This window comes from Anatilimnocola aggregata (assembly GCF_007747655.1).
Taxonomy (GTDB): Bacteria; Planctomycetota; Planctomycetia; order Pirellulales; family Pirellulaceae; genus Anatilimnocola; species Anatilimnocola aggregata.
Genome location: NZ_CP036274.1, coordinates 2624306 through 2648672, shown reverse-complemented (window position 1 = coordinate 2648672; position 24367 = coordinate 2624306). Strand labels below are relative to the sequence as shown.

Here is a 24367-nt window from a genome sequence, read left to right as displayed (position 1 = left end):
ATTGGCCGCCACACCTAACATCCTGATCATCACTGCCGACCCGAAGCTGAAAGAGGAGTTGCAAGCCGCGCTGCGCGCGATGGGTGATCGTGCGCCGGTGGCGCATTTTGTGACGGAAGCACGGCAAGGCGTGGAGGCAGCGCGCAGTCGTGCGCCCGATTTGGCTTTGGTCGAGATGGGACGCAATCTGGCCGCATTGAAAAGCGTGACGATGGAATTGGCGGCCATTGCGCCAGATACCACCGTTGCCGCCGTGTTTCGGCCGGATGTCTTTGGCAACGATGTTTCCGAAAGTGCCGTCGTCATTGAAGCCCTGCGCGCAGGGGTGAAGGATTTTCTGCGCCGGCCTGTATCGACCGGCGAACTCGAACAATTACTGGAACGCACTCGCCGGCAAGGATTGCGTGCTGCCACGCAAATGGGACACGTGATTTCGTTCATCAGCAACAAAGGGGGCGTTGGCAAGAGCACGCTGGCAGTCAACTCTGCATGTGGCCTGGCTCGCCTCAACCCTGGACGGGTGCTGCTGATTGACGCTTCGTTGCAGCTAGGTGTAGCTGCGTCCATGCTCGACCTCAACCCGTCAGCCACCCTGACCGATGCCGTGCGTGAAAGTGCCAGGTTGGACGAAATGTTTCTGCGGCAACTGACGGCCGTCCACGAAAGTGGCCTGCATGTGCTCGCAGCCCCACGAGATGCCATCGAAGCTGCAGAAGTCGACGACGAGTCGATCAGCCGCATCATTACGTTGGCGCGGCGTAGCTATGACTTTGTCATTGTCGATACATTTCCGCTGTTTGATCGCGTGGTTATTGCAATTCTCGATCTAAGCGACCGAGCCTATATCGTGCTGGAGAATGTTGTGCCCACGCTGCTCGGCGCTGCGAAGTTACTCGAATTGCTGGGTGGCTTGGGGTTTCCAATCGAGCGGCAACGTGTAGTCGTAAATCGCTACCAGTCGATCACGGGAGGGTTAAGCCTGCTCGACGTGGCAACCAAGCTCCAACGGACGGTCGACTTCGTACTCCCGTACGACAAGCAAATCATGGTTGCTGCAAACACTGGTCGACCCTATGCCATGCAACCGAGTCGTTGGTTCGGGATCGGCCCGCCGCTGAAACTGTTGATCTCAGACTTGGCGGCGATTTCGGGAACGAAGCCGGCCGCCAGTGAGTCCGCAGTGGAGCAGGACCATCAAACCGGGTCAGGAGTGTCGAACATCTCACAGGACGAAACGGGATCTCGGTCACCTCCGACTTTTGTTCGCGAGGTGCAGCCATGACCGGACCATCGCCAAATGACGAGCCGAAACAGGAAATGCCGTTGCCCGGCGCGACCTCGCGCAGCATTCTGTCACATACCAGCTCGATACTACCACTCGATCGTTTGCGGGCTCAGTCCAAGCGCGCGGTCGCGCGTCCGCTTGCCGCTCCTGCAGGATCTGCCGCGGAGGTAGTGACGGACAGGCCCGGTGCGGCTGCTTATTTGGTAGTGAAAGGCGAATTGCATCAGCGTTTGCTGGATGAACTCGATCGGCGTAATTTGCTTACGGCCAGTGAAGAGCGTTTGACGGAAGAGGTGAAAGAGTTTGTCGAGACTTCTCTTTCCAACGAAGATTTGCCGCTCAATGAAGATGAACGACGGCGACTCGTCGACGACCTGCTCGAAGAGACTTTGGGAATTGGCCCGCTAGCGCCGCTGATGGCCGACCCGGCCGTTACTGACATTTTGGTAAATGGTTCGCAGCAGGTTTACATCGAGCGCTTCGGTCGGTTGGAGCGGACGGCGATCCGCTTCCGCGATGACGAGCACTTGGTTCGCATCATTCAGCGGATCGCGGCCCGAGTGGGACGCAGAATTGACGAAAGCTCTCCGATGGTCGATGCCCGATTACCGGATGGAAGCCGCGTCAACGCGACCCTTCCTCCGGTAACCATTGATGGTCCGACCCTTTCGATTCGCCGCTTCGGTCATCGCCGTCTGCGACGCGACGACTTGCAGCAGTTGGGGATGTTTTCGACTGAGATGATGCAATTTTTGGAACTAGCCGTGCGTGGCCGCAAGAATTTGCTGGTCTCCGGTGGTACTGGCAGCGGTAAGTCGACCTTTCTCGGGGCGATTGCCGAAGCAATTCCGGAACACGAGCGAATCGTCACCATCGAAGATGCGGCGGAGTTGATCCTCGATCAAGCGCATGTCGTTCGGATGGAAACGCGGCCGGCAAATGTCGAAGGGCGCGGTCGCATTGTTGCTCGCGATTTAGTTGTAAACGCTTTGCGAATGCGGCCCGATCGGATTATCGTTGGCGAAATTCGGGCAGCCGAAGCGCTCGATATGCTGCAAGCCTTAAACACCGGTCACGATGGCGGCATGACGACCGTCCACGCCAATAGCCCGCGCGATGCGTTGGCACGTGTGGAAACGATGGTGCTGATGGCCGGCCTCGACCTCCCCTCGCGCGCCATTCGCGAGCAAATGGTCGCTGCCTTGCACCTGGTCGTCCACATTCGCCGCTACGAAGACGGTGTGCGACGGGTTGAGAGCATTGCTGAGGTTTTGGGGTTGGAGGGGAACACACCCCAGATGCAGGACATCTTTCGCTTCGAGCCGAAGTCGCGCGTAGGCCGCCGCATCGTGGGCGAGTTCGTCGCCACGGGAATCGTGCCCAGAATTGCCGAAGAACTTCGCGAGCGAGACTTTGGCTTGCCGATGTCGCTCTTTCAGCGCCAGGCGAGCGGGACCAGCCACGCATAAGATTCCCCATGTTTCATTTGGCACTCACTTTCGGCTGTCTGTTTGCGGTAGCGACGCTTGTTGTCTATCAATGGCGGACACTTGCGCTACGCGGCTTGGCGCTCAATCGCCTGAACGAATCGTCCGCGCCGAGCACGCGAGTCGATCGACAGGAACCAGCAGGCAGCGGGCCATTACGGCGCACACTGCGTTTCGTTCCTTATTTACTTGGTGTGCTGATTGCGATTGTGAGTTGGCTGGTGTTGGGTCTTTCGCCGACATTGTCGGTTGCGTTCGGATTGATCGTGGCGATGCTAGGCGCTGAATGCGAGTCTTACTTCGCCACGGCCAGAGCAGCAAAGATCGAACGACAGTTAGCCGATGCCATCGATTTGATGATTGGCGCGCTTGGCGCGGGAACGGGCGTTACGAATGCCATGTCGGCGGCCATCGAAGAAACCAGTCAGCCTCTGAAGGGACAACTGGAAGACTTGCTTGGTCGGATCCGCTTAGGAGATGATCCTCAAGCCGTATTCCGTAGCTTGGCGCAGCGGATTCCGTTGGAAACCTTCCTACTCTTTTCTTCGACTTTGGCAGTGCATTGGGAAGTCGGTGGTAGCCTTGCACCCACGTTGGCTAGCGTGGGTCGCACCATTCGTGACCGGATTGAAATTGGCAGGCGAATTCAATCGAACATCGCTCAATCCCAGATCTCAACCGTCTTCATTTTGCTGCTCACCTACTTTATTGCCGCGGTTGTATGGCGCAACAGTCCCGGGCAAATGCAGGCTTTTATTGGCACCGAGATTGGCAGCACGATTGTGGCTGGATCGATGGTGTTACAGGCGGTAGGGATCATTTGGATGTCGGCCATCAGTAAGGCGAAGTTCTGATGAGCGTGTTTCAAATCAGTTTGGTCGCGATTGTTTGGTTCTGTCTCGCGGGCGTAGCGTATCTCGTTTGGCTATGGCTGCATGCGGCGCAAGAAACACGACGAAGAGCTTTTGCGGAAGATGACGAAGCACTCGCAACGATTCCGCCCACACAGCTAGAAGAAATGTGGTTCGTGCGGCGTTGGCTATTCCTGGCGGGCTACCGGCACCCCAACGCGGCCACGTGGTTCATGCTGATAACTCTGGCGACCAGCATGTTAGGAGTTCTGCTGACGGCGGTGTTTTTTCTCTCAGGTCTGTATCGCCTCATGGTCATTAGCACCGATGCAGTTCCCGGAGGGGTGGGAGAAGTTTTCTTGCCAGCGGTCTGGATGTCCCCCTGGATTGTCTTACTCGGTCTCGCAGCGCTGCCTGCCTTGGCCGTGCATCGTGCTCGGCGGCAGCGAGTGGAACTGGTGGAGCAAGATTTGCCGCTGACTTTGGAGTTGCTGGCTACGCTGAGCGAAGCTGGGTTGGGATTCGATGCAGCTCTCGCACGATTGCAGAGCACTCGTTTGGCAATCCGTCCCCTCGCGACCGAATTTCGCAGCTTTCAGGCGGACCTCTTGTCGGGACGGCCGCGCATTCACGCGCTTCGGAGACTTTCCAATCGACTGCAGATTCCGCCGATCTCAATTTTCGTGTCAGCCTTGGTTCAAGCCGAGCAGCTGGGAATGGGTATTGCCCAGGTGCTGCGTCGCCAGGCCGACGACATGCGGGATCGCCGCCGCGAACGGGCCAATGCGTTTGCAATGTCGTTAACGGTGAAGCGCGTGATTCCGCTCGTGGTCTGTTTTTTGCCTGGCCTGTTTGTGTGGACGTTGGGGCCGTTTTTCGTTCAGTTGTTTCAACTGGCTGATTCGTTTACCCGTGTCCGCGGCCTAGGGCCTTAGAGTAGCGCGGTGAACTTAGCATGCAGGCACGATTGCACGATCGAAACACGGGGAAGGTTCTCGTCGAACACCTGCAAATTGCCACCACCTTCTCCGAGAGATTCTGGGGGTTGCAGTTCCGGCGGGAGTTGCCTCCCCGAGCGGGCTTACTCATTGCCCCCTGCAATTCCATTCATAGTTGCTGGATGAGGTTTTCTATCGACGCGGTTTTTCTAAGCCCCGACGGAACGGTGCTAGCGGTCAAAAGCAATGTCCGCCCCTGGAGGGCGACCTATCCAGTTTGGGGTGCTGCCTGTGTAGTGGAAGTCAGTTCGGGGACGGTGGCAACTAGAAGCGGTGATCGCCTCTATCTTTCGCTCTACGATCTTCCGGCGGCAAGTCGCGGAAAGCCTCCCAGTTTGATCGCAGGCCTGCTGAAGGCCTAAAGCGTGCTAGGGCGCGAGATCTGGCCTCAGCTGAGCTAGCAGCCAGCGATCTTGAGACAATTCGGCAGTTCTTGCCTGCGCAAACGGATCGAACCGAAGTCTAGTGGCGTTACAACCGATACAGATTCACAGGTCGGACAGATCGCTCACCTCAATTGTTAGCTTGTTGGCAACCTGCCATTTGCACTGCGTTAAATCAGACTCGGTTAATAGGCGGCTGATTTTGCTCTGACGAGCAAGTGAGCTTCGCCAGGGGATCGGTCTATTTGGCGTTGGTGGCGAAATTGCAATCGACTGTGAGGCTGTGGTGACCACTTCGTCGTTTCAGAAACGCTTTCTTAGCACTGCCCATGTCGCGCCAGCGCACAGGACAGGTATGCTGCTAACGATTGCTACCACAATCGTCTTACTGGCCGGAGAGATATCGCAAGCTCAACAGTTGCCACAGGTCGTTCCGCAACTGCAGAGCCCCGAGCAATCTTACTTTCAAGTTCGGCAAGCAGCATGGCAGTTGAATCAACCGCCTGCGCCGCAGCCTTTGCCCGCACCTGGCATGAATCCTGCGCCGATGCTGGAAACAGTGCCCTACTTGCAACCTGCCGGGCCTTCGCTCCAGCAAAGCGCAGTTCCTGAACGCGGCCTCAGCCGCCTGCAGCATCTGCCTCCAACGCCTGCTGGATTTGCGAATCCGCAACCGACGCCTGAAGTTACCGAGCGCTTTGATCGATTCATTCAACGGAAGATCGACCCAGAGAATGTACTCGAAGTAATCCTGGGTCGGCCGCGCATTCTCGTCTTTAACGAGACTCCTAAGCGCATCTATCTGCCCGATGAGGGAATTGCCGCCTATCAAGTCATTGACGACCGACAAATCTCCGTTGTGGGTCGCAGGGTCGGGTCAACCGCGTTAAACATCTGGGTGGTCGATCCAACCACAGGTAAAGAGATTGTTCTTAGCTACCTGGTAAAAGTGTTGCCCGAGCCTCAACAGAAAGAGCGGCTCGACGAGGTCTATGCCGGACTGGAGCGAGAGATCAATCAGGCATTTCCCAAGAGCAAGATCCAGCTAAGTTTAATCGGTGATCAGTTGGCAGTCCGCGGCCAAGCTCACGATTCCGTCGACGCGAGTCATATTCTACAAATTGTTGCCCGTCACAGTCCATTCAGAGGTCAGGATGAGTTTGGGCGGCCCTCGCAATATGTTCAACAAGCGGCTTTCTTCGATCAAACTCGCGATCCTCTTGTCGATCAAGACCAGGCCAATATCCGTCAAAGCGTAGTGGATACGAACGTGCTCGCCCGGGCCGGAATCATCAATCTGATGCAAATTCCTGGTGAGCAGCAAGTCATGCTTCGAGTCACTGTGGCGGAAGTGAATCGCACCGCGGCTCGTAGCATCGGCCTCAACTTCAGCGTGCGGAACAATCAAGGGACAACCGTCTTTCAGAATCTTACTGGCGGACTCTCGACTGGCGGCAATGCCGCGGGGAGTACTGGCAATCTCTCGAATGTTCTTGCCAGTCTCGATAACGGACAGGTCATTCTGGCCATCAACGCACTACGAAGTTTGAAACTCGCCAAGACATTGGCCGAACCCAACCTCACCACGCTAAACGGCAAGCCAGCTTCGTTTCGTGCCGGCGGAAGTTTTCCTGTGCCGCAAATCGGCGGGCTGGGTGGAACTGGTTTGCAGGGCACGGTCTTCGTCCCCTTTGGAGTCTCGATTCAATTCACTCCTTATGTGATCGATCGGGATCGAATTCGCTTACAGCTATCTGCTGGCGTGAGTGTGCGCGACGAGAGTTTGGGAACGAGCATTGGCGGGTCGGCGGGAGCAGGCGGAACACAAGTGTCGGGCTTGAACTCGCGGACCTTCGACTCGACCGTGGAACTGCGAGAAGGTCAGACATTGGCAGTTGCCGGCTTAATTCAAACCAACTTCGGAGCAGATAGCGACCGAGTGCCGCTCTGGGGCGATTTGCCTCTGATTGGTCACACTGGTGGGTTCAGCCGGACGACGGCCGGTGAGCAAGAACTCGTCATTCTCGTCACTCCAGAATTGGTTCATCCGCTGGAAGCCTGCGATACACCACAACTGCCGGGAGCCGATGTCTTCGAACCTGGAGATGTCGAGTTCTACTTGGGCAATCACTTAGAGGGGCGACGAACCCGCGACTATCGGAGTCCAGTCAGAACCGATTTCGCGCGCATTCGTGCCGGGGACAAGTTCTGCGAAGACCGTTTCATCATTGGTCCCAATGGTCCCACCTACGGCTGCTGCGATAAGAATACGTGTAACTGTCCGCCGGCGAGTGTAATTACTCCGGCAATCAAGTAGTCCAACCAAAAGCCGCTTCACCTTTTCGAACAATCGGGACAGTTATGAACATTGACATCAATCGTCGCGCGGCAATCGGCGAACTGCTGGCGATCGGTGCGTTCTCGGCAATTGTAGGTTGCCAGACTACCGACGACTTTCTCAGCGGAGGGGGCAAATGTGGCGACAAAGTACCTCATGGTGCGATTCCGCAACCGGTGGGAACCTATGCCTGCCAATGGCAACAAGCGCAAATGATTCGGGCGGAGCAGGATGACTTTGCGGTCTATGAAAAAGAATGGCTGGAGAAAACGGCTCAGTTGAGCCCTTACGGTCACGATCATCTGGTTCGCATCGCCCGCCGCTTGCTCGACCAGCCTTACACGGTAGTGATTGAACCGACCACCGATGCGGCATTGAACGAATCCCGTCGGTTAACACTTGTGCAATTTCTGCTCGAACGCGAAGTTCCCGGTGCAGAAGATCGGATTGTGATTGGCAATCCTGCTGCTGAAGGGATGTTAGGGCAAGAAGCTCCGTTCATCGCCCGCGGCTATTTCGGCACCGGAAGTCAGGCCGGCAGCGGACAGGCATCGACCAGCAACAGTAGTGGCTTGGGAGGTGGAGGTTTTGGTGGGGGCGGCTTTTTCTAAGGCTCCGTTGACTCACTCACCAGGACTACACCAATGTTGAATCCACTAACGATATCGCGAGCGTTCGCTTTGCTGGTGCTGACGGTCGTTTGGCAAAGTGGTTGCGCGAGTTTGTCGCTGAAAAAGCCAAGCCTGCCGGCGATGCCAGCCCTACCAACGCTGACGAGAGCGAAGACCCCCGCAGATGAAGAACTACCCACAGCACAAACCGTGAAGTTATGCCTGACGACTGCTGCGGAGTTGACTCAGCAAGGCCATTTGCAAGAGGCGATTCTACTGTACGAAAAGGCGCGCGCTTTGGACCCAGAGGCAGCGGATTATTCGCGGCTACTGGCCTCGCTCTACGATGGACAGGAAAATTTCTCCAAGGCCAAGGCCGAATATGAGTTGGCGTTACAAAAGTACCCCGCCGATCCTAACCTGCTCAACGATTTTGGCTGCCTGAATGATAGACAAGGTAACTTTGAAGCAGCAGAAGGACTCTTGAGGCAAGCCATTGCCGCTGAACCGACGCATGACCGTGCTAAGACGAACCTGGCGATCACACTGGCGCATCAGTCCAAGTATAAAGAGGCTTTTGTGTTGTTTTCCGAAGTCTCTGGCCCCGCAGCCGCCCATAGTAACTTGGGCACGATCATGGCACGCCAAGGCAGAGCCGAAGATGCAAAATCCGCATTTCGAAGTGCCCTAGAAATCAACCCTGCGATTCCGCAAGCGCGAGCTATGCTTGACCACTTAGAAAACAAAGACCACGCGTTAGCGCCCTCGAGATGAATGGGCGGCGAAACGTGTGTAGATGCCCTATGAGCTTGAGATCTGGCAGTAGTCGCGTGAGAGATTGCAACATGCGGCGCTGCCTGATCTGACGCGACGGTTACTGGTGTGGCCGTGAGGCGTTCGCAGGGGCGGTTGCCTCGTGAATACCAAGCGTTAACGCCCGAGTGCGACCGCATCGGGAACATGACCACATTTCCTCAACTCGAGGATCCAATCACAATCGACGCGCCAGCAGTTAGCGAGGAATATGAGTGCCGGCGATGTCGTCGGCCAGATCGCCGGCGTCGTTGTATTTGAAGGTGTTGCTGGTCGGCGACTTCAGATAGGTGTTGTAGTCCCCGTCGGGAATCCATTCCTTGTGATAGTGGGGACGGCCGCCGTGCGTTTGATGCACGCCACTCTTGGTTTGCGAGACGATCGAAAAGTTCCCCGGGCCGCCATCCTTCTTGAACGCATTTCCCTGCATGTCCATGCGCACGGCGAAGTAACCGCCGCTGGCTTTGTCCTTCTTCACCCAAATTTCGATCGAACCGACGCCGACCCCTTTGGAACTGGCAACCTTGTAAGCTCCTTCGCCGGCCGAGGCCATCACGAAGCCTTCCTGCTTGAGGAGCATGCGAACGTGCTCGGGGCTGGTGTGCTTGAGAAGTTGCAGGGGGAACTTCTGCGGACCGATGGGCAAATGCAAAAACGCTTTGATCTCGGCATCCAAGCGCACGATGACCGTGTTGTTGGTGCGCGGCAGGCGGGCGAGCATCTTGCTGAACGACTCCATCATCGGCCGCAGCGTGACCCGCAGGTAGGGATTGCGCTTGGCTTCTTTCACGACCAGCTTGAGCGAGTTGAGATACTTTTCGAGCTTGAGAATCTTGGCCAGGTCGGCACCGGGCACCATGCTCACTGCGTTGATTGCCGCTCCAAACCAATCGCCGCGACACAAACTGATGATGGTGTTCGCCCCGTCGGAAATGGGCGACGGGTCAAAAATGCCGATCAGGTCAAGCGCGAACTGGGTGAGATCCCAGCGCACCGGCGGGTCAAGCTTACTCAGCGCGCTTTTGATGGAACTGATGGAGGTCATGGCAGGCGAATCAAGGCTGGGGCAGTTCGGCAGTCCTCTACGGTACTTGCGGGGTAGCGCGTCTGTCTAGAATCGAAGTGGGCGGGAAAGTGATAGAGGCTAGATGGCGAACGCTTGGGAACTTCGCGTAATCGTTCACGCCGGCATGATGTCGGGGGTAATGAGACTCCGTTTCGCCGCCTTTCAGGAAACCCGAAGCGTGAGCGAGGCGCGTGCTGATCACGGTTAAGAGCTGTCGCGGCCGCTAGACCATTTGCTTTAACCAGCGCTATGGTCCGCCCCGAGTCGTTCCAACGTATTTCGTGAGACTTGCACTTCCGTACCTCCCGTTCGCTTTCCTCGCTCACGCTTCGGGTTTCCTAAAGACGTGCCAGCGTGAATGGCTACGAATCGCGTCGAGTCGTGACCAGACGTGTCAAACGGGGCCGTAAGATGATTGATTGGAGCAAGCGATTAAAAGGACGCTCACGCGACGTAAGTCACTCGTGACCGCAAAAGGGGGGTGTTGATAAACTCGGGCGGTTTTCGACAGAGAAGTGTGCCATTGCCAAGAGTTGCGCTAGGTGATGGTGAGGAAGCCGGTCGGTTTATCAACAAATAGGATGAAATTGAGTCGGTGCGCGGCCGAAGTTACGTCGAATGTGGGGCGAGATGAGGGTCCATGTAAACGGATTCAAGCGGGAAGATGGATGGGCCGAAACACGATGACAGCAGCGGGCCCACTGTGATAGACTGATGGAAGTTGATTGGTCCGTTTTGCCGGGAGGTTTGTTGTGGCTAGTTATCGCACCCGTCGTCAGTTTTTGCGTGACCTGGGCGTTGGGGCAGCGGCGTTGCCGTTTGTGACCAACCTGCAAAGCCTGGCAGCTGCCGAGACCCCTCGCAAAAAGCGGCTGATCATCATGTTCAGCCCGAACGGCGTGGTGCCAAAAACATTCTGGCCCGATGAAGTCGGGGCCGACTTCAAGTTGAAAGAAAGCTTGCAGCCGCTGGAGAAGTTCCGCGAGCGGACGCTGGTGTTACACGGCGTGTGCGACAAGGTGCGCGGCGACGGCGACAACCACATGCGCGGCATCGGCTGCTTGCTGACCGGGGCCGAGTTGTTTCCCGGCAATATTCAGGGCGGTTCGCACACGCCAGCCGGTTGGTCGAGCGGTATTTCGATCGATCAGGAAATCAAAAATTATCTGCAAGCCAGCGAAGCCACCCGCACGCGGTTTGGCTCGCTCGAGTTTGGGGTGATGGTTCCCGATCGGGCCGATACTTGGACCCGCATGGTCTATTCGGCCGGCAATAAACCGATTGCGCCGATTGACGATCCGTATCAGATGTTCAATAAGCTCTATGGTCGGCAGAAGGATCAAGAGAGTCTGAAGAGCGTGCTCGACGATTTGCAGGAAGACCTGAAGAAGGTCAGCCAGCACATCAGCTCAGCCGATAAGCGACTGCTGGAAGAGCAGACGACGCTGGTCCGTGAGTTGGAGCAAGAATTGAAGGCTTCGGGCCCGCTGACGCATGCTGTGCCGCAGATTGAACAGGGAATTAAGGAAGAGAACGACAATATTCCGCAGATCAGCAAGCTGCAGATCGAATTGATGATTAACAGCTTTCAAGCGGACTTTGCCCGCATCGCCACGTTGCAATACACGAACAGTGTCGGTGGCGCGCGGCACAAGTGGCTGGGGATCGACGAAGGGCATCACGAGATGTCTCACGAGCCCGACAGCAACGAAAAGGTGCAGGAAAAATTAACGAAGGTGAATCACTGGTACTGCGAACAGCTGGCTTACCTGGCTCAGCGCTTGGCCGAAACCCCCGAGCCCGATGGCCAGGGGAGCATGCTCGATAATACGACGATTGTCTGGACGAACGAGCTTGGTAAGGGAAATTCGCACACGCTCGATAACACGCCCTTCGTGCTGGTCGGCAATGGTCTCGATTGGCAGATGGGGCGCTCGCACAAGCTCGGCAAGGTTCCACACAATCGCCTGTTGATGGCCTTTGCTCATTCGTTCGGCCATCGGATCGAGAAGTTTGGCAATCCCGACTTCTGTGGCGGTGGACCGCTGGTGTTGAGTTAAGTTCGCGGGCAAATTGCGTAGCGTGGGCTGAAGGCCACGTTACGACATAACGGCGATTAAAGGTCTTTTGCGAACGCGATGAGATCGGTTCGCTCGAACCAGCCGAGTTCTTGCCAAAAGGTTTTGCCTTGGGCATTATCGGCAACGAGAAAAATCGTACAGCGGCTGATGCCGACTTTTTGCAGGCCACTGAGGGAACGATCGACTAGAGCGCGGGCGATTCCTTGGCGACGGAACTTCTCGGCCACGGCCAGATGATAGAGATAGCCGCGGCGGCCATCGTGACAGCAGAGGACGGCACCAGCGAGTTCATTGCCGACTCGCGCTACGGTGGAGAGACCTGGATTGCGGAGCAGGATCCTTGCGAACTCAGCGCGCGGTTCGCTGGCCCGCACACCGGGTGCGGAGTTCCAGAGCGTCATCACCAAGTCGTAGTCGACCGCCAGAAGTTCACTCAGGTTGTAGCTCGGTTGGCTACTAGATTTGCTTGGCATAGGTTTCGCTTTCTCGCCGCCGCAGCTTGTGGGCAGAAATGGCGGATGGTCGCCTTGGTGCCTACAAGTGCGGTATAGCAAGGGTTTTAGCCATCCCGCCGACTATTGAGAACAGCGGGTAGGCGAGGATGGTCAAGAAGTTGATCTTGTAAAATTTTCAATCCTGGTCCACATTGACGCCTGTCGCTTTGGCCACCCGCAACGGCCGAGGCGACAAACTCCACACGAAACTGCCGGAAGCTCTCGCAAGGGATCTGCGACCGTCCGGCAAAGAACCCAGCAGGGATGCCAAGCCAGCGCAGGCTGTAGTGACAGGTTCACTGCATGCCGGTTCGCGCCGCGCGTAGCTTCCCTCAGCTTTCAAGGAGGGAAGCCATGACCACGCTATCTTCGCTCGTGTTACTTGCCGTTTGTGCTGTCGGGGGCGACCCCGTGCTGGTGCAATTTCATTCGACCAATTGTGGCCCTTGCCGAGCGATGCACCCTGTCGTGCAACGCCTGGCAGGCGAAGGCTATCCGCTGCAGCAGGTCGATACCGACCAGCAGCCGCAACTAGCCCAGCAATTTAAGGTACGAAGTCTGCCGACGTTCATCCTGTTTAATCAGGGACGAGAAGTCGACCGCGTCGAAGGCCCCGCAACCTTCGATCAACTCTCGCAGTTGGTCACACGGACGGGCTTCAAGCCGAATGCAGCCGTTCAACAGGTCGCGTATCAACAGCCGCTTCAGCAACCGGGGCACCAGCCCGCAACCAGTGCGCAGGAGACTCAGTTCGTCAGCATGCCCGGTGCGCCCGAAGCAGCGAACATGATGTCGCCGAATGGTCCGACCATCTCGCCCGAACAGCGAGCGGCGTGGGCCACGGTGCGATTGAAAGTCGAAGACGCCGGCGGCTATGGCTTTGGTACGGGTACGATTATCGACCGCCACGATGATGAAGCACTCGTGATGACGTGCGGCCACATTTTTCGCCAGTCGCAAGGGAAGGGGAAGATTTCGGTCGACTTGTTTGCTCCCGGTGCGGGCAAGTCGATTGAAGGACAATTAATCGGCTATGACCTGGATCGCGATGTGGCGTTGGTCAGTGTTCGACCGGGAATCAAAATTGATCCAGTGCCGGTGGCACCCGGTGACTATGTGGTGGCTCCGCGCGACCGCATCTTCACTATTGGTTGCGACAAGGGGGCAGACCCGAGCCTGGTGCCAAGCCACGTGTTGCAGATCAATCGTTATCAAGGTGCGCCGAACATTACCGTGGCTGGCATGCCTGTCGGTGGCCGCAGCGGTGGCGGTTTGTTCGCCGAAAATGGCATGCTGATTGGTGTTTGCAATGCAGCCGACGAAAAAGGGAACGAAGGTTTGTATGCAGCCCTTGCCTCGGTTCATTGGCAACTTGATCAGATTGGTCAGTCGGCCATCTATAAGCGGACCCCGGCGATGCAAATGAATATTGCGGGTACGACGGCTCCCGCGCCGATTATGCCGGCCAGTTTCCAGAGCGCTCAACCTTTGGCAAATCAACCTGCGCCAATGGCAGCACCGCCCGTTGCTGCCGCGCCGGCACTGCTGCCGGCAACGATGCCGACGCAGTTCTCTCAGCAAAGCACGCCGGCGATGGCACCCGCGGGCCTTCCGGCCGACGACACGGAAGTAATCGTGATTGTCCGCTCGCGCTCGAATCCAGCGCGACAAAGTGAGATCTTCGTAATGGATCGTCCGGCAGCTGAGATTCTGCAACAGCTGCAGACAGCGGGCCGACCTGCCCAGCGCGGCACTTCGCAAGACATGCTGCGAAGTGCACCTCGCCTGGGCCAGACTGGCGACTATGGACGGACCGATGGCTCGCCGATCGTTCGCGGCCAGTCGCAGTAGTCACAATCGGCATAACCGGGTCGCGAAGTATTTGTCGCCCCCAGTGCCGAGGCAAAGTGCGCCGTAGATTTGTCTAATCATGAGCCAACAGCAGTTTGGCTCACCTGCAAATCAATCTAGCGGACGCGGCCATGCTTTCGACTCTACTTCTGATGACCGTGGTGCTGATGGTTAGCGTTGGCAATCTGGCATTGGGGTTTGGTTTAGCCATCCACCTGGGGCATGGCCCGGCCGGTGGCTGGCAAGCGCTCCTCTTCTGGAAGAAATCCCACGCGGCCGAAGGCGATGCCGGCGGCCATCCGGCGACGGAACATTCGCCCGCTCCAGCCAAGGCCCATCACTGAGCTTTGTGGTTCGCTCACCCGTAACTCAGTCACTCCGTGACTGAGAACGCGGTCAAATCTTTGCTGTACCCCATCTCATGCCGGCCAGGGAATGACTCGCCGATGGTGCTGATCGGCCCTTGTTTTCTAGGCGAAGAGACGGGAGAATTGTGCGACTTCTCAAGCTCGTCTGCCTGAGCTGGAAGAGCCCCCGGCCCGCACCTTTTTTCGCACAACTGCCGCACCGCCATGGTCTTCGATAACATCCTGAAGCTGCAAAAACAGTTGACCGACAAGTTCGTAATCGTCGATGCCAATCGGCCCGAACTGCGGCGTTTTAACGGCCAAACCGGCACCGTGAAGACGGTGAACTTCAGCGGCCGGGCCTTGGTGCAGTTCGATGGCAATAACAACATCGGCTGGTACGATATCGACCCGCTGTACCTGAAGGTGATCGACGCTCCACTTCCCAAGCCCGAAGCCAAGGCTGAGAAAAAGCCCAAAGAGGCTGCCCCCAAGGCCGAAGCTGCGCCGGCCAAGCCCGCCGCGAAGAGCGCAGCCGATATTCTGGCCGCTGCCAAGGGTGGAGCCAAACCGGCGGCCAAGAGCGCAGCCGATATTCTGGCAGCCGCTAAAGGTGGAACGAAGCCCGCGGAAACAGCTGCCCCCAAACCGACGGGCAAGATGAGTGCGGCCGATATCCTGGCGGCTGCCAAAGGGGGCGCGAAACCCGCTACTCCTGTTGCAGAAGTACCCAAGGCGGAAGCCCCCGCTAAGCCAGCTGGCAAGATGACCGCTGCGGAGATATTGGCCGCGGCCAAGGGTGGTGTCAAACCGGCAGCAGCCCCAGCCCCTGCTGCTCCGGTCGCCAAGGCTCCGGTTCCCAAAGCGGAAGCAGCTCCTCCACCGGCACCCGAGCCCGCACCTCCACCTGTCGCGGCCGCTCCGGCCACTGGCGAAGTAAAGTCGATGCTGGGCAAGTTTAAGACGAACGACGAAATCATCGCCTTCTTGCGCGGCGGCAAATAGCTACCGAGTGCCAATTGCGCTCTGGTAGCAATGCTCAAACAGCAGCTGCCATTCGGCCTGAGCGATTTGTTCAGCCAGTTCACGCTGCTGCGCTCGGCCGCGAGCTAATTGTTCGCACCAATCGATGAGCAGGTCAGGATCCCACTCTCCGGATTGCTCGATCTTCTTCGCGATCGCGTCCTGGGCTCCTTCAGCAGCAATCAGATCGCGTGCCTGCGCGGCCAGCGAAGGAAGCACGGGATGTTGCCTTACGCGGCGAAACCAGTACTTGGCGTTGCCATAGTCGGGCTCGCGGCGATGCATGATGCCGTGCCAATAGCTGCCGTCCGTCGACTCGATCTCCTGGCTGAGCGAATGCGACTCATCGAGAAAATCGTGCAGCAGCCAGATGCCAGACAGGCAACAGCGAGCCGCAGCTTCATTGACTACTCTTTGCGTAGCGAAGGCCCGCGCCACGGTTAGCGCGGCCAGTTGGGGGCGAAGCGCTTCATTCGCATTACCGGGACCAAGCTCGCAGCGGCGCTTGGCCGGAATGAGTTCATCGAAAGCGGGTCCGAAAGATGAGGACATGATCGTTAGTGGTTGGTAATGGTTTCGTCGAGGTTAAGGACTACTGCCGCCAGATTCGTCCAAGCAGCTAATTCGGGGTGGGAGAGATTGGGGGGCAGGTGAGCTTGCCCCACGTGCAGCAACTGATCTGCGGCCGCTGGCTCGCGAGTGTAGTGTTCGAAATCGGCGGTCAGTTGTTTGGTAAGCAATTCTCGCTCGGCGTCGCTGGGCTTGCGGCTCAGGACCAATTCCAGCAGTAGAGTCACGCGAGCGTCGGCATTCAGTCCTTTGGCTTGCAACACCCGCGCGGCCAATTCTCGGGCGGCCTCGACGAACGTGGGATCGTTCAGCAGCACCAGCGCTTGCAGTGGAGTATTGGTGCGACTGCGCGTGGCAGTGCATTTGTCGCGACTGGGTGCATCGAACGTCGTTAAGTTCACCGGCGGCGAGTTCCGCTTCCAAAAGAGATAGACGCTGCGGCGATAAAGCTCGGCCCCTTGGCTCGGGACGTATGTTTGCGCGCTTAATTCGTTGACATCCAAAGCCAATTCCTTCCACAAGTCGCCCGGCTGGTAAGGCCGAGCTCCGGGCCCCCCTTGAGCGAAGTTGAGCAGACCGGCACTACCCAGAATGGAATCACGAACCGCTTCTGCCGAGAGCCGTTGCCGGGGCCCGCGCGCGAGCAATCGATTCGTCGGGTCGGCCGCTTCGATTGCAGCCGAGACATCACTCTGCTGGCGAAATGCGCCCGACGATACCAGTTGCCGATGAAGCCGCTTTGTGTCCCAGCCCCGGTCGACCCATTCGCGCGCAAGCCAATCGAGGAGTGCTGGATGCGAAGGCTTCGCACCCCGCAGGCCAAAGTCGTCCGGCGTGGTAACCAAGCCATTGCCAAAAACTTGTTGCCACGCGCGGTTCACCCCCACTCGACCCGTGAGTGGGTGCTGCGGATCGATGAGCCAGCGCGCAAAGCCGAGGCGATCTTGTCGCACGAGTTTCGCCCGCTCCGAAAGATAGTCCGGCGATTGTCGTTGCACCCGTTCGCCGGGCTGATCGTATTGTCCGTTTAGCAGCACGAATGTTGGTCGCGGCTCACTAAGTTCTTGCATGACGAGTACGGAAGGGATTTGCTGTGAGAGCAACTCTCGCCGAGCGATTTCCGTGTGCAGCAGTGCGTTTATTCGACGATACTCGGCGTCGTGATGCTCCAGGTAATATTGCCGCACAGCTTGCTGCTCTTGCGGCGATCGCTCAATTGGCTTCACACTTAACAGCGAAGCCAGCGGGTTGCTGCCACTGAGAAGTTGCAATTCACTCTCACTGACAGCTCGCCCATAAAGCCGAACTTCGTCGAGCATGCCGCGCCAACCGTCGTCGTGTTCCGTCCCACCGATTCGCAGCGGCCCTGCGGCAGCAAAGCCACTGGCTGGAAACTTGCCTGTCGTCTCAGTCTCGACTTGTTTGCCGTTGAGCCACAATTCCACGGCTCCAGGTTTGCGACTGTCGTACCTGGCCGCAACATGCTGCCAGCGGCGCAGGTCGACCGGTTGCTTCGCACGTACTACCAATTCTTCTTCGCCGCGTCGCTGCGCAAGGCAAATTTGCAATTTCCCTTCGTGCAGGTTCCACTCCCAGCCGCGACGGTAAAGTACTTCGTCGACTTGCGCTGCCAGCGACATCGCGTCGCGCGTGGTCGGAAAGATCCAGGCGCTGAGCGTGAATGAGCGACCCTCGGCAAGTGCCGGGACATGAGCCAGTTCCAGCGATGTCTGTCCATCAAGGAGCAATGCCTGCTCCAACTGTCCAGATGCTGTGCGCACCGTCCCGCGAATCCGCGCTGCGTGCTGGGACCGGCCGCCATCCGGCGTGAGATTGTCTTTCACTGTGTCGAGCGGCAAATAAACAGCAGCATCGCTGGGGGGCGCTTGCAAGTCTTCAGGTCGAACTTGCGATTCCCATCGCTGTTGATCGGTGCTCGATTCCGCAACTCGCCTGGTCAGCGACATTTGAGCTGCAGCGATTCGCGAATTCAACGCATCGAGTTCCATTTGCTGCTTACGCGTGGGTGCGGCTAGTCGCGGCTTAGCCGTGGTCATCTTGGCGAGGATTGGCGGCTCCTCCACACTGTTGAAGAAGGCCAGCAGACTATAAAACTCGCGCTGCGAAACGGGGTCGTACTTGTGATCGTGGCACCGAGCACAGCCCCACGTTTGCCCCAGCCACGTGGTGCCGACGGTGCTGACGCGGTCAATCGCATACTCGGCGAGGAACTCCTCCGGGATCGCACCGTTCTCATCGTTCAGCATGTGGTTCCGCAAAAAGCCCGTTGCAATGCGCTGCATCAGCGTGGCATCCGGCAGCAAGTCGCCGGCCAGTTGTTCGAGCGTGAATTGATCGAACGGCTGTCCTTCATTCAAACGCTCGATCACCCAGTCGCGCCAGCGCCATTGTTCGCGTTCCGTGTCGGCATGATAGCCATGCGTATCGGCGTAGCGGGCGAGATCAAGCCAATCGCTGGCCATGTGTTGACCATAGCGGGGCGAAGCCAGGAGTCGGTCGACTTGCTGCTCGTAGGCATCGGGCGCTTGATTCCGCTCGAAGTCAGCGAGATCGGCCAACTCAGGAAACAGGCCATGCAGCGTGAGTGTCAAACGTCGCAAAAGCGTGGAGCGATTCGCCTCGGCAGTAGGTTCGAGTTTGTGCCGCGCGAGCTCATGCTGCAGAAAGGTATCGATGGGCCCAGCCACCTTATCAGGCAGCCTGATTGCGGGCAGTGCTACACGCTCGGGCGCACGATAGGCCCAATGTGGTTCGCCTCCCTCTAACGGAAGCGCGCAGCAGGCCACGATGGCCCACATCGACAAGCTCCAAGCGGAGCGCTTCGCGCGCAAGGACATAACCACTTCTCCCAAACTCCAGCTTAGTCCAAATCAATGCGGTGGTTAAAGTGCCGGCCATCAATCCGGTCGCTCTGGAGTGGTCGTGCAGGTCATGCGAGGCAGAGCTTTGCACGAACCTCAAAATCAGGGGCCAGTGGCGGGCACCAAGCGGACGTTACTTAGCTGCCAGGCTCCCTCTGCCCAAGGTTGAGCCGGGTGCAGAGACAGTTTGTGTTTGCCACTTCGCTTAAGGACGACGATGTGCGAGTCGCGCACCAGCTTCCCTTCGCCGTCCGATTCACGCAGCGAGAATCGCTTGGTTTCATCGTCCAGAATGACATTCGCTTGCTTGCCACGGATCGCCGCACCGGCCGTGTACTGAAGCTCGAGTTCGAAGAAGCCCGGCTTCACCAGATTGAACTGCCACTCGGCAATATCATTGGGCGAAATCCACTGCGACAAGACATCGCTTGTCCCGACAACCTCGCGAGTTACTTGCCCTGTCAGGGCTGCGGTCGCAGGTGAGAGATTCACCTCGCCCGAACCTTCCTGCATCAGCACGACCGCCTTGTTCGGGAAATCAGGAGTCGGTCGTGTCTCGACGGCTTTCGCTTCTACGTTCACCGGCACAACTGAATCGCTCTTGATTTCGCTGGGATCGACTTCCTCGCCGACCTGCGTGGCCACGACCGGACGGTCGCGGTCAGCTTGCGCAGGCTGATTGGCTAGCCACATTCCCGCGCCGCCGATAATCGCCACCAACAGAATCATTGCACCCAAGCTCAAGACCATGATCTTGGACGAACTGCTCTTCACGGGAGCAGCTTCCGTCTCCTCACCATAGTGTTGATAGGAGGGAACGGCAGCGACGGGCGCGACAGGTGGAGGAAGCGGCGGTTCACTTCCCGTCCAACCTGGCGGCATCACTTCTTCGAGCTTGCGACGCCTGGGCGCTGGCGCGGCAGCAGTCGGCACGGGGGGATAGAGCGCTTGATGCAGTGCCTGGTCGTAGGCCGCTTTGTGGGCCGGCGAAAGAAGACAGATCCGCGCGGTGGCCAGATCGTTGAGCAACTTGTGAGTGAACGCGCCGCGCGGGCCAGACTGATATTGCCGGATCAGCGTCATCCGCTGATCGGCCGCAGCAGTAATGCGAGCCGGATCAGCTTCAAACGTCTCAAGGCCCAGCAGCAAATAATGATGCAATGGCCGAGTAGTCGGCGGAATACCTAGCCAATGCAGGTAGGGGTCGAAAGTTTCGGGCGTAGGGGCCATACCACTATGATCGTTCGGGGAACGCCGTTTGTAACGCGTTCCTGTGGAAAATGGCGGTTAACGCTAAGGAATCATCGAGCCGGCGAACATCGTTTGCGCTCGATCCGGACCAACCGACACAACCTCCACGGGTTTGCCAACCAATTCCGTCACACGGTCGATATACTTCCTCGCGCCGAGCGGTAAATCGGCAATCTGGCGAACCTTAGTCACATCGGTTTCCCAGCCCGGCACCGTTTCATAAATCGGCACGACTTTACGCAAATCGTCGACATGACTGGGGAACTGCTTGGTCCGGTGACCGTCGATCTCATACTCGGTGCAAATCTTCACTTCGGGCAATTGGCTGAGGACGTCCATCATCATCAGCGAAATGGCATCGACGCCACTCAACCGCGACGTGTAACGAACGGCGACCGCGTCGAACCAACCGCAGCGGCGCGGGCGACCTGTCGTAGTGCCATATTCGCGACCTAGTTCGCGAATCTTGTTTCCCATGTCATTCTTGAGTTCCGTGGGGAACGGCCCGCCGCCAACTCGCGTGGTGTAAGCCTTGCACACGCCGATGACCTTGCTGATCCACTTGCCCGGCACACCCGAACCGGCCGAAACGCCTACGCCCGAGGCATTGCTGCTGGTCACGTAAGGGAATGTGCCGTGATCGATATCGAGCAGCGAACCTTGGGCTCCTTCGAACAGCATCCGCTTGCCATCTTCAACCGCGTCGAGCAGATAGGCCGTCGTGTCGGTGACAAAAGGCTTCAGCCGGGCTGCGTAGCCGCTGTACTGATCGTAAATCGCACCCGCATCGAGCAGGTCAGAGTTGCTGCCGAGGGCGGCGAGAAACCGATTCTTGGCGGCGACGATTTGTTCGACGCGGGTGCGGAAATCATCGCGGAACATGTCGCCCAAGCGAACGGCGTGCATTCGGCCGACTTTGTCGCCATAGCAGGGTCCGATGCCGCGGAGAGTCGTGCCAATGCTTTCGCGGTCGGTCGATTCGTTCCGCACCTTGTCTTCGGCAATGTGCCAGGGAAACACGACGTGAGCGCGGTCGCTCAGCATCAGGTTTTCGGCCACCTTCACCCCCTGCGAGGCGAGCGAGTCAAGCTCTTGCAGGATGGTCGGCGGATTGATCACCACGCCCGGCGTGACCACGTTCATTACCTGCGGCGAAAGGATGCCGCTCGGAATGTGGTGCAACTTGTAGGTCTTGTCTCCCACGACAACAGTATGTCCCGCATTGGCCCCCCCCTGATAGCGAACCACGACATCGAAGCGGGAAGTGAGCAGGTCGACGAGCTTGCCTTTGGCTTCGTCTCCCCATTGCAGACCAATGACACACGTACCGGACACGCGGAGCACTCCTGAAAAACGGACCAACCGGGCGAGCAATCGCCCCCGGGAACATCACGGCAAACATATTACTCTGACGGCTCCCCCCTGACCGGTCAAGGCTGGGGAGCCGGTGCAGCCAAACGATGGACTGCCTGGCTCGCAATCTGGTTCATAAGGAATCTCCGCTGGTGGGAATGGCACTCATTGGTCGCTGACCGACTGCTTGCGGCTGGGGTAAATGCCCCGCCCTAAGCGACCGGATAACGACCCTGGGATTTCGCTGACGAAGCCTTCATTTCAGCTTTTCATGCCCCAGGAAATTTCCGTTATTTCAAAAAATCTACAAATGCCTTCCGGGGAGCCATTCCCTTGCAAGTCTTGCCCCCGGCAGCTGTTGTGACTGGTTCGACTGTCGTAAATCCCGCTTGCGAAGGGGAAATTTCCATAATCAGTTTCCGGAATTCTGCTGCTGAATTCACGCAAAAAGCCCCTTCTGGCAATCCCCCGGTAAAATCACCCGTGCGACCGCTGCGGCAAAATGTTCTCCATTGATCGTGTTCAGTAAATCGCAATATCGAAATGAAGTGCGCTGCACTTGCTGCGCAAATGCACGTCAGTAGCTACCCGATTAAAAAAGATCGCCTAGCAGACATTAGAGCCTGGCCCCGTGACTAGTCCGGTCACGGCGTCGTGAGCGCTGTCAGAAAGTCGCGGGGGTGAGTTCCGGCCGGCGAAGCGGTCAGGGTCAGCCGGATTTGAGAACAGAGCTAGCTCAGGCGACGATGTCCCGCTTCCGCTGCACGTAGTCCCAGATCACATAGCGATCGAGGTCTTTGCCAGCAGTGAAAAAGACGCGCCCTTTGGTGCTCTCTGCCAGGCGATAGGCAAAGCGAATGTCTTCCTCGGACTGCGACCAGCTGGGAATAAGGAACAGGTTGATCGTGATTCCCTCCCGGCTGCAGAGCATCCCTTCCCGCATCGTGGCCGCTTCGGTCAATGGATCGGGCGGATAGAGCAAGTAGAGCCAGTCACCGCTGTAATGAGCGGTTGGCAAGCCATCGGTAATGAGAATGATCTGGCGATTGGGCGTATCCTGATTGGTCAGAAATTGCCTCGCCATCTGCAACGAGCGCTGGATGTTGGTGAAGTGGGGCGGAATGCGATGCTCAGCCACATCGTCGCGGGTCATGTCGACCTTCAAGCGCACGACCGGATCGAACAACGTAACGGGCTTGGGCATCAGTTCGACGACTTTGCCGGGCTGCACCGCGCGGGCGAATGTGGCCATCTCGATGAACTGCAAGAAGTCCCCCGGGTACTCGCGGCGAATCAGCCCTTCGAGCGCGAGCCCCATGCGCTTGACGTTTACATACTGCCCATCGTGCCGCATGCTGCCGCTCATATCCATGATGACGCAGGTCGCACACTTGGGCGTGTTGCGCGTCTTATGGATGACGATATCTTCCTGCTTCAATTGGATTGGCAGACCGCCACCCGTTCGCAGCAGCGCGTTGACGAACGACTGCGGAATATCCATCTGCGTGAGCGAATCGCCAAATTCGTAAGGCTTCGTCACCTGCAATTCGACGGCTCCTTCGCCTTGCACGGCGTTGGGATGTCGACCAGTTTTCGAATCGAGCAGGTTGCTGAAGATCTTTTCGAGCAGCTTGCCTTGAAACAGCCGGTAAGCCTTCGGCGTGAGGCGAAAGCCGTCGCCGTCGCGCTCGAGGCCTTGCCGCTCGGCTATTTCGCGGACCATGTTCTCGACCATCTGTTGCAGCTCGGAGAGCTTTTCCATATCTCCGGGTTCGGTGAAATGTTCGAGCAAGTCGAGCTCGATGATGCCAATCTGTGCCGTGGCCTGTGCCTCTTCGAGTTGCTTCAGCAGCCGATCGATTTTCTCCAACTCTTCTTTGACTTGCAGAGCCTCTTCGACCGTCAGGGGCGTTTGTCCGGTGAACTGATACTTGGCTGCTAACTCGTCCACCTGATACTTCTGCCCCAGCACGTCGATCAAGCTGACCAGTTGATGGGCGAACTTCGAGCGGTCGTCCCCGGCCGCGTACCAGAGCATTTCGAGATCGCGCAGCTGTTCTTCCTTCACGGCGCGGCGAAACGATTTCTGCAGAGCTTCCGGCGGATGGACTTTATCTGCCCCCTTTTGGAAATTCGTGCTCGCCCGCTGCTGGACAGTATCCGTTTCGTACTTGGCCAGAATTTTCCGCTTCCGTTCGAGCAACATCGCCATCAGCGCATCGAGGCTGGGTCCAAGTCCTGCAATTTGGCTGGGGTCGAGCCGCACCGCCCGTGCGAGTTCTTCGTCGGTAAGGCGGCGCATGTTGCCATACTGCAACATGTGCTCGAACGCGGGCGAAACCAGATCCGGCGGCGGCTGCGTCGGGCTGGGAAAATTGACTGGGTCGAACTTCTGATACGTGTGAATGATTCCGCCGGGGCGTTTTTCAGGCATTGCAGATCTCGACCTGGTGATGGCACGAACGGGAGATTGCGCGGTGGCGGAGAGGACTCGGTCTATTGTACGCGAGCAAACCAGTGGGGAAGTGAAGTGACCCCGGCACGCGGTCCGCGCGTCGCTTCCACACAAAATCCAGCTACTCATTTTTTGCGTAAATGTCCAACTTTCCATCGATAGTTGGACACTAACCCGCACTCAAACCCGAGCGTTACGCATAGCACTGTCCAACTATGGACCCGATTG

General features: G+C 57.7%; 19 protein-coding genes. 12 read left to right on the top strand and 7 right to left on the bottom strand.

Features of this window, described 5'->3' with window-relative positions:
- Position 1: 1 nt before the first annotated feature.
- The 8 genes from ETAA8_RS10165 (at position 2) to ETAA8_RS10130 (ending at position 8727) form a co-directional block, all read left to right on the top strand.
- Positions 2–1282 carry an AAA family ATPase gene (locus tag ETAA8_RS10165; RefSeq protein ID WP_145087913.1) on the top strand — a complete coding sequence of 427 codons (1281 nt, stop codon included), beginning with the start codon at positions 2–4 and terminating at the stop codon, positions 1280–1282.
- The gene (locus ETAA8_RS10160) at positions 1279–2754 is read left to right on the top strand and encodes a CpaF family protein (RefSeq protein ID WP_238397724.1); all 1476 of its coding nucleotides are present in this window, start codon (positions 1279–1281) and stop codon (positions 2752–2754) included. The genes ETAA8_RS10165 and ETAA8_RS10160 overlap by 4 nt, the downstream gene beginning before the upstream one ends.
- A gap of 8 nt (positions 2755–2762) precedes the next feature.
- A complete protein-coding gene (locus ETAA8_RS10155) occupies positions 2763–3626 on the top strand; it encodes a type II secretion system F family protein (RefSeq protein WP_145087912.1) in 864 nt (287 codons plus the stop codon).
- Complete coding sequence (locus ETAA8_RS10150; protein ID WP_145087911.1) at positions 3626–4558, top strand: type II secretion system F family protein; 933 nt, start codon at positions 3626–3628, stop codon at positions 4556–4558. Before ETAA8_RS10155 ends, ETAA8_RS10150 begins: the two co-directional genes overlap by 1 nt.
- 20 nt (positions 4559–4578) lie before the next feature.
- Positions 4579–4983, top strand: a complete 405-nt coding sequence (locus tag ETAA8_RS35885) for a DUF192 domain-containing protein (protein ID WP_145087910.1) — start codon at positions 4579–4581, stop codon at positions 4981–4983.
- A 376-nt stretch (positions 4984–5359) separates the two neighbouring features.
- On the top strand, positions 5360–7321 hold the full coding sequence (locus tag ETAA8_RS10140) for a type II and III secretion system protein family protein (RefSeq protein ID WP_145087909.1): 1962 nt from the start codon (positions 5360–5362) through the stop codon (positions 7319–7321).
- 44 nt (positions 7322–7365) lie between these two features.
- Complete coding sequence (locus ETAA8_RS10135; protein ID WP_145087908.1) at positions 7366–7953, top strand: hypothetical protein; 588 nt, start codon at positions 7366–7368, stop codon at positions 7951–7953.
- 33 nt (positions 7954–7986) lie between these two features.
- Positions 7987–8727: a tetratricopeptide repeat protein gene (locus tag ETAA8_RS10130; RefSeq protein WP_145087907.1), complete on the top strand. Its 741-nt coding sequence runs from the start codon at positions 7987–7989 to the stop codon at positions 8725–8727.
- A gap of 238 nt (positions 8728–8965) precedes the next feature.
- On the opposite strand, the gene ETAA8_RS10125 is transcribed toward ETAA8_RS10130, so the two are convergent.
- Positions 8966–9811 carry a hypothetical protein gene (locus ETAA8_RS10125; protein ID WP_145087906.1) on the bottom strand — a complete coding sequence of 282 codons (846 nt, stop codon included), beginning with the start codon at positions 9809–9811 and terminating at the stop codon, positions 8966–8968.
- Positions 9812–10584: 773 nt separating this feature from the next.
- Here ETAA8_RS10125 and ETAA8_RS10120 point away from each other — a divergent pair.
- Complete coding sequence (locus ETAA8_RS10120) at positions 10585–11892, top strand: DUF1552 domain-containing protein (RefSeq protein WP_145087905.1); 1308 nt, start codon at positions 10585–10587, stop codon at positions 11890–11892.
- Positions 11893–11948: 56 nt separating this feature from the next.
- Here ETAA8_RS10120 and ETAA8_RS10115 read toward each other — a convergent pair whose 3' ends face one another.
- Entirely contained in the window at positions 11949–12386 is a 438-nt protein-coding gene (locus tag ETAA8_RS10115) for a GNAT family N-acetyltransferase (protein WP_145087904.1), read from the bottom strand.
- Positions 12387–12761: 375 nt separating this feature from the next.
- On the opposite strand from ETAA8_RS10115, the gene ETAA8_RS10110 reads away from it, so the two are divergent.
- The 3 genes from ETAA8_RS10110 (at position 12762) to ETAA8_RS10100 (ending at position 15610) form a co-directional block, all read left to right on the top strand.
- Entirely contained in the window at positions 12762–14258 is a 1497-nt protein-coding gene (locus ETAA8_RS10110; RefSeq protein ID WP_145087903.1) for a trypsin-like peptidase domain-containing protein, read from the top strand.
- A 131-nt stretch (positions 14259–14389) separates the two neighbouring features.
- Positions 14390–14602: a hypothetical protein gene (locus ETAA8_RS10105; protein ID WP_145087902.1), complete on the top strand. Its 213-nt coding sequence runs from the start codon at positions 14390–14392 to the stop codon at positions 14600–14602.
- 228 nt (positions 14603–14830) lie between these two features.
- Positions 14831–15610: a hypothetical protein gene (locus ETAA8_RS10100; RefSeq protein WP_145087901.1), complete on the top strand. Its 780-nt coding sequence runs from the start codon at positions 14831–14833 to the stop codon at positions 15608–15610.
- Here the strand turns inward: ETAA8_RS10100 and ETAA8_RS10095 are convergent, their stop codons facing one another.
- From ETAA8_RS10095 to ETAA8_RS10075, 5 genes are all read right to left on the bottom strand, one after another.
- Positions 15611–16180, bottom strand: a complete 570-nt coding sequence (locus tag ETAA8_RS10095; protein WP_145087900.1) for a hypothetical protein — start codon at positions 16178–16180, stop codon at positions 15611–15613.
- A gap of 5 nt (positions 16181–16185) precedes the next feature.
- A complete protein-coding gene (locus tag ETAA8_RS10090) occupies positions 16186–19056 on the bottom strand; it encodes a DUF1553 domain-containing protein (protein ID WP_145087899.1) in 2871 nt (956 codons plus the stop codon).
- A gap of 126 nt (positions 19057–19182) precedes the next feature.
- Entirely contained in the window at positions 19183–20310 is a 1128-nt protein-coding gene (locus ETAA8_RS10085; RefSeq protein ID WP_145087898.1) for a hypothetical protein, read from the bottom strand.
- Positions 20311–20373: 63 nt separating this feature from the next.
- On the bottom strand, positions 20374–21666 hold the full coding sequence (locus tag ETAA8_RS10080; RefSeq protein WP_202921720.1) for an adenylosuccinate synthase: 1293 nt from the start codon (positions 21664–21666) through the stop codon (positions 20374–20376).
- A gap of 754 nt (positions 21667–22420) precedes the next feature.
- Positions 22421–24118, bottom strand: a complete 1698-nt coding sequence (locus ETAA8_RS10075; protein ID WP_145087897.1) for a vWA domain-containing protein — start codon at positions 24116–24118, stop codon at positions 22421–22423.
- Positions 24119–24367 lie beyond the last annotated feature (249 nt).

Bases quoted from the DNA above. Each gene is read 5' to 3' on its own strand.
- ETAA8_RS10160 (WP_238397724.1), top strand. From the start codon at position 1,279: ATGACCGGACCATCGCCAAATGACGAGCCGAAACAGGAAATGCCGTTG.
- ETAA8_RS10155 (WP_145087912.1), top strand. From the start codon at position 2,763: ATGTTTCATTTGGCACTCACTTTCGGCTGTCTGTTTGCGGTAGCGACG.
- ETAA8_RS10150 (WP_145087911.1), top strand. From the start codon at position 3,626: ATGAGCGTGTTTCAAATCAGTTTGGTCGCGATTGTTTGGTTCTGTCTC.
- ETAA8_RS35885 (WP_145087910.1), top strand. From the start codon at position 4,579: ATGCAGGCACGATTGCACGATCGAAACACGGGGAAGGTTCTCGTCGAA.
- ETAA8_RS10140 (WP_145087909.1), top strand. From the start codon at position 5,360: ATGCTGCTAACGATTGCTACCACAATCGTCTTACTGGCCGGAGAGATA.
- ETAA8_RS10135 (WP_145087908.1), top strand. From the start codon at position 7,366: ATGAACATTGACATCAATCGTCGCGCGGCAATCGGCGAACTGCTGGCG.
- ETAA8_RS10130 (WP_145087907.1), top strand. From the start codon at position 7,987: ATGTTGAATCCACTAACGATATCGCGAGCGTTCGCTTTGCTGGTGCTG.
- ETAA8_RS10125 (WP_145087906.1), bottom strand. From the start codon at position 9,811: ATGACCTCCATCAGTTCCATCAAAAGCGCGCTGAGTAAGCTTGACCCG.
- ETAA8_RS10115 (WP_145087904.1), bottom strand. From the start codon at position 12,386: ATGCCAAGCAAATCTAGTAGCCAACCGAGCTACAACCTGAGTGAACTT.
- ETAA8_RS10110 (WP_145087903.1), top strand. From the start codon at position 12,762: ATGACCACGCTATCTTCGCTCGTGTTACTTGCCGTTTGTGCTGTCGGG.
- ETAA8_RS10105 (WP_145087902.1), top strand. From the start codon at position 14,390: ATGCTTTCGACTCTACTTCTGATGACCGTGGTGCTGATGGTTAGCGTT.
- ETAA8_RS10100 (WP_145087901.1), top strand. From the start codon at position 14,831: ATGGTCTTCGATAACATCCTGAAGCTGCAAAAACAGTTGACCGACAAG.
- ETAA8_RS10095 (WP_145087900.1), bottom strand. From the start codon at position 16,180: ATGTCCTCATCTTTCGGACCCGCTTTCGATGAACTCATTCCGGCCAAG.
- ETAA8_RS10090 (WP_145087899.1), bottom strand. From the start codon at position 19,056: ATGTCCTTGCGCGCGAAGCGCTCCGCTTGGAGCTTGTCGATGTGGGCC.
- ETAA8_RS10085 (WP_145087898.1), bottom strand. From the start codon at position 20,310: ATGGCCCCTACGCCCGAAACTTTCGACCCCTACCTGCATTGGCTAGGT.
- ETAA8_RS10075 (WP_145087897.1), bottom strand. From the start codon at position 24,118: ATGCCTGAAAAACGCCCCGGCGGAATCATTCACACGTATCAGAAGTTC.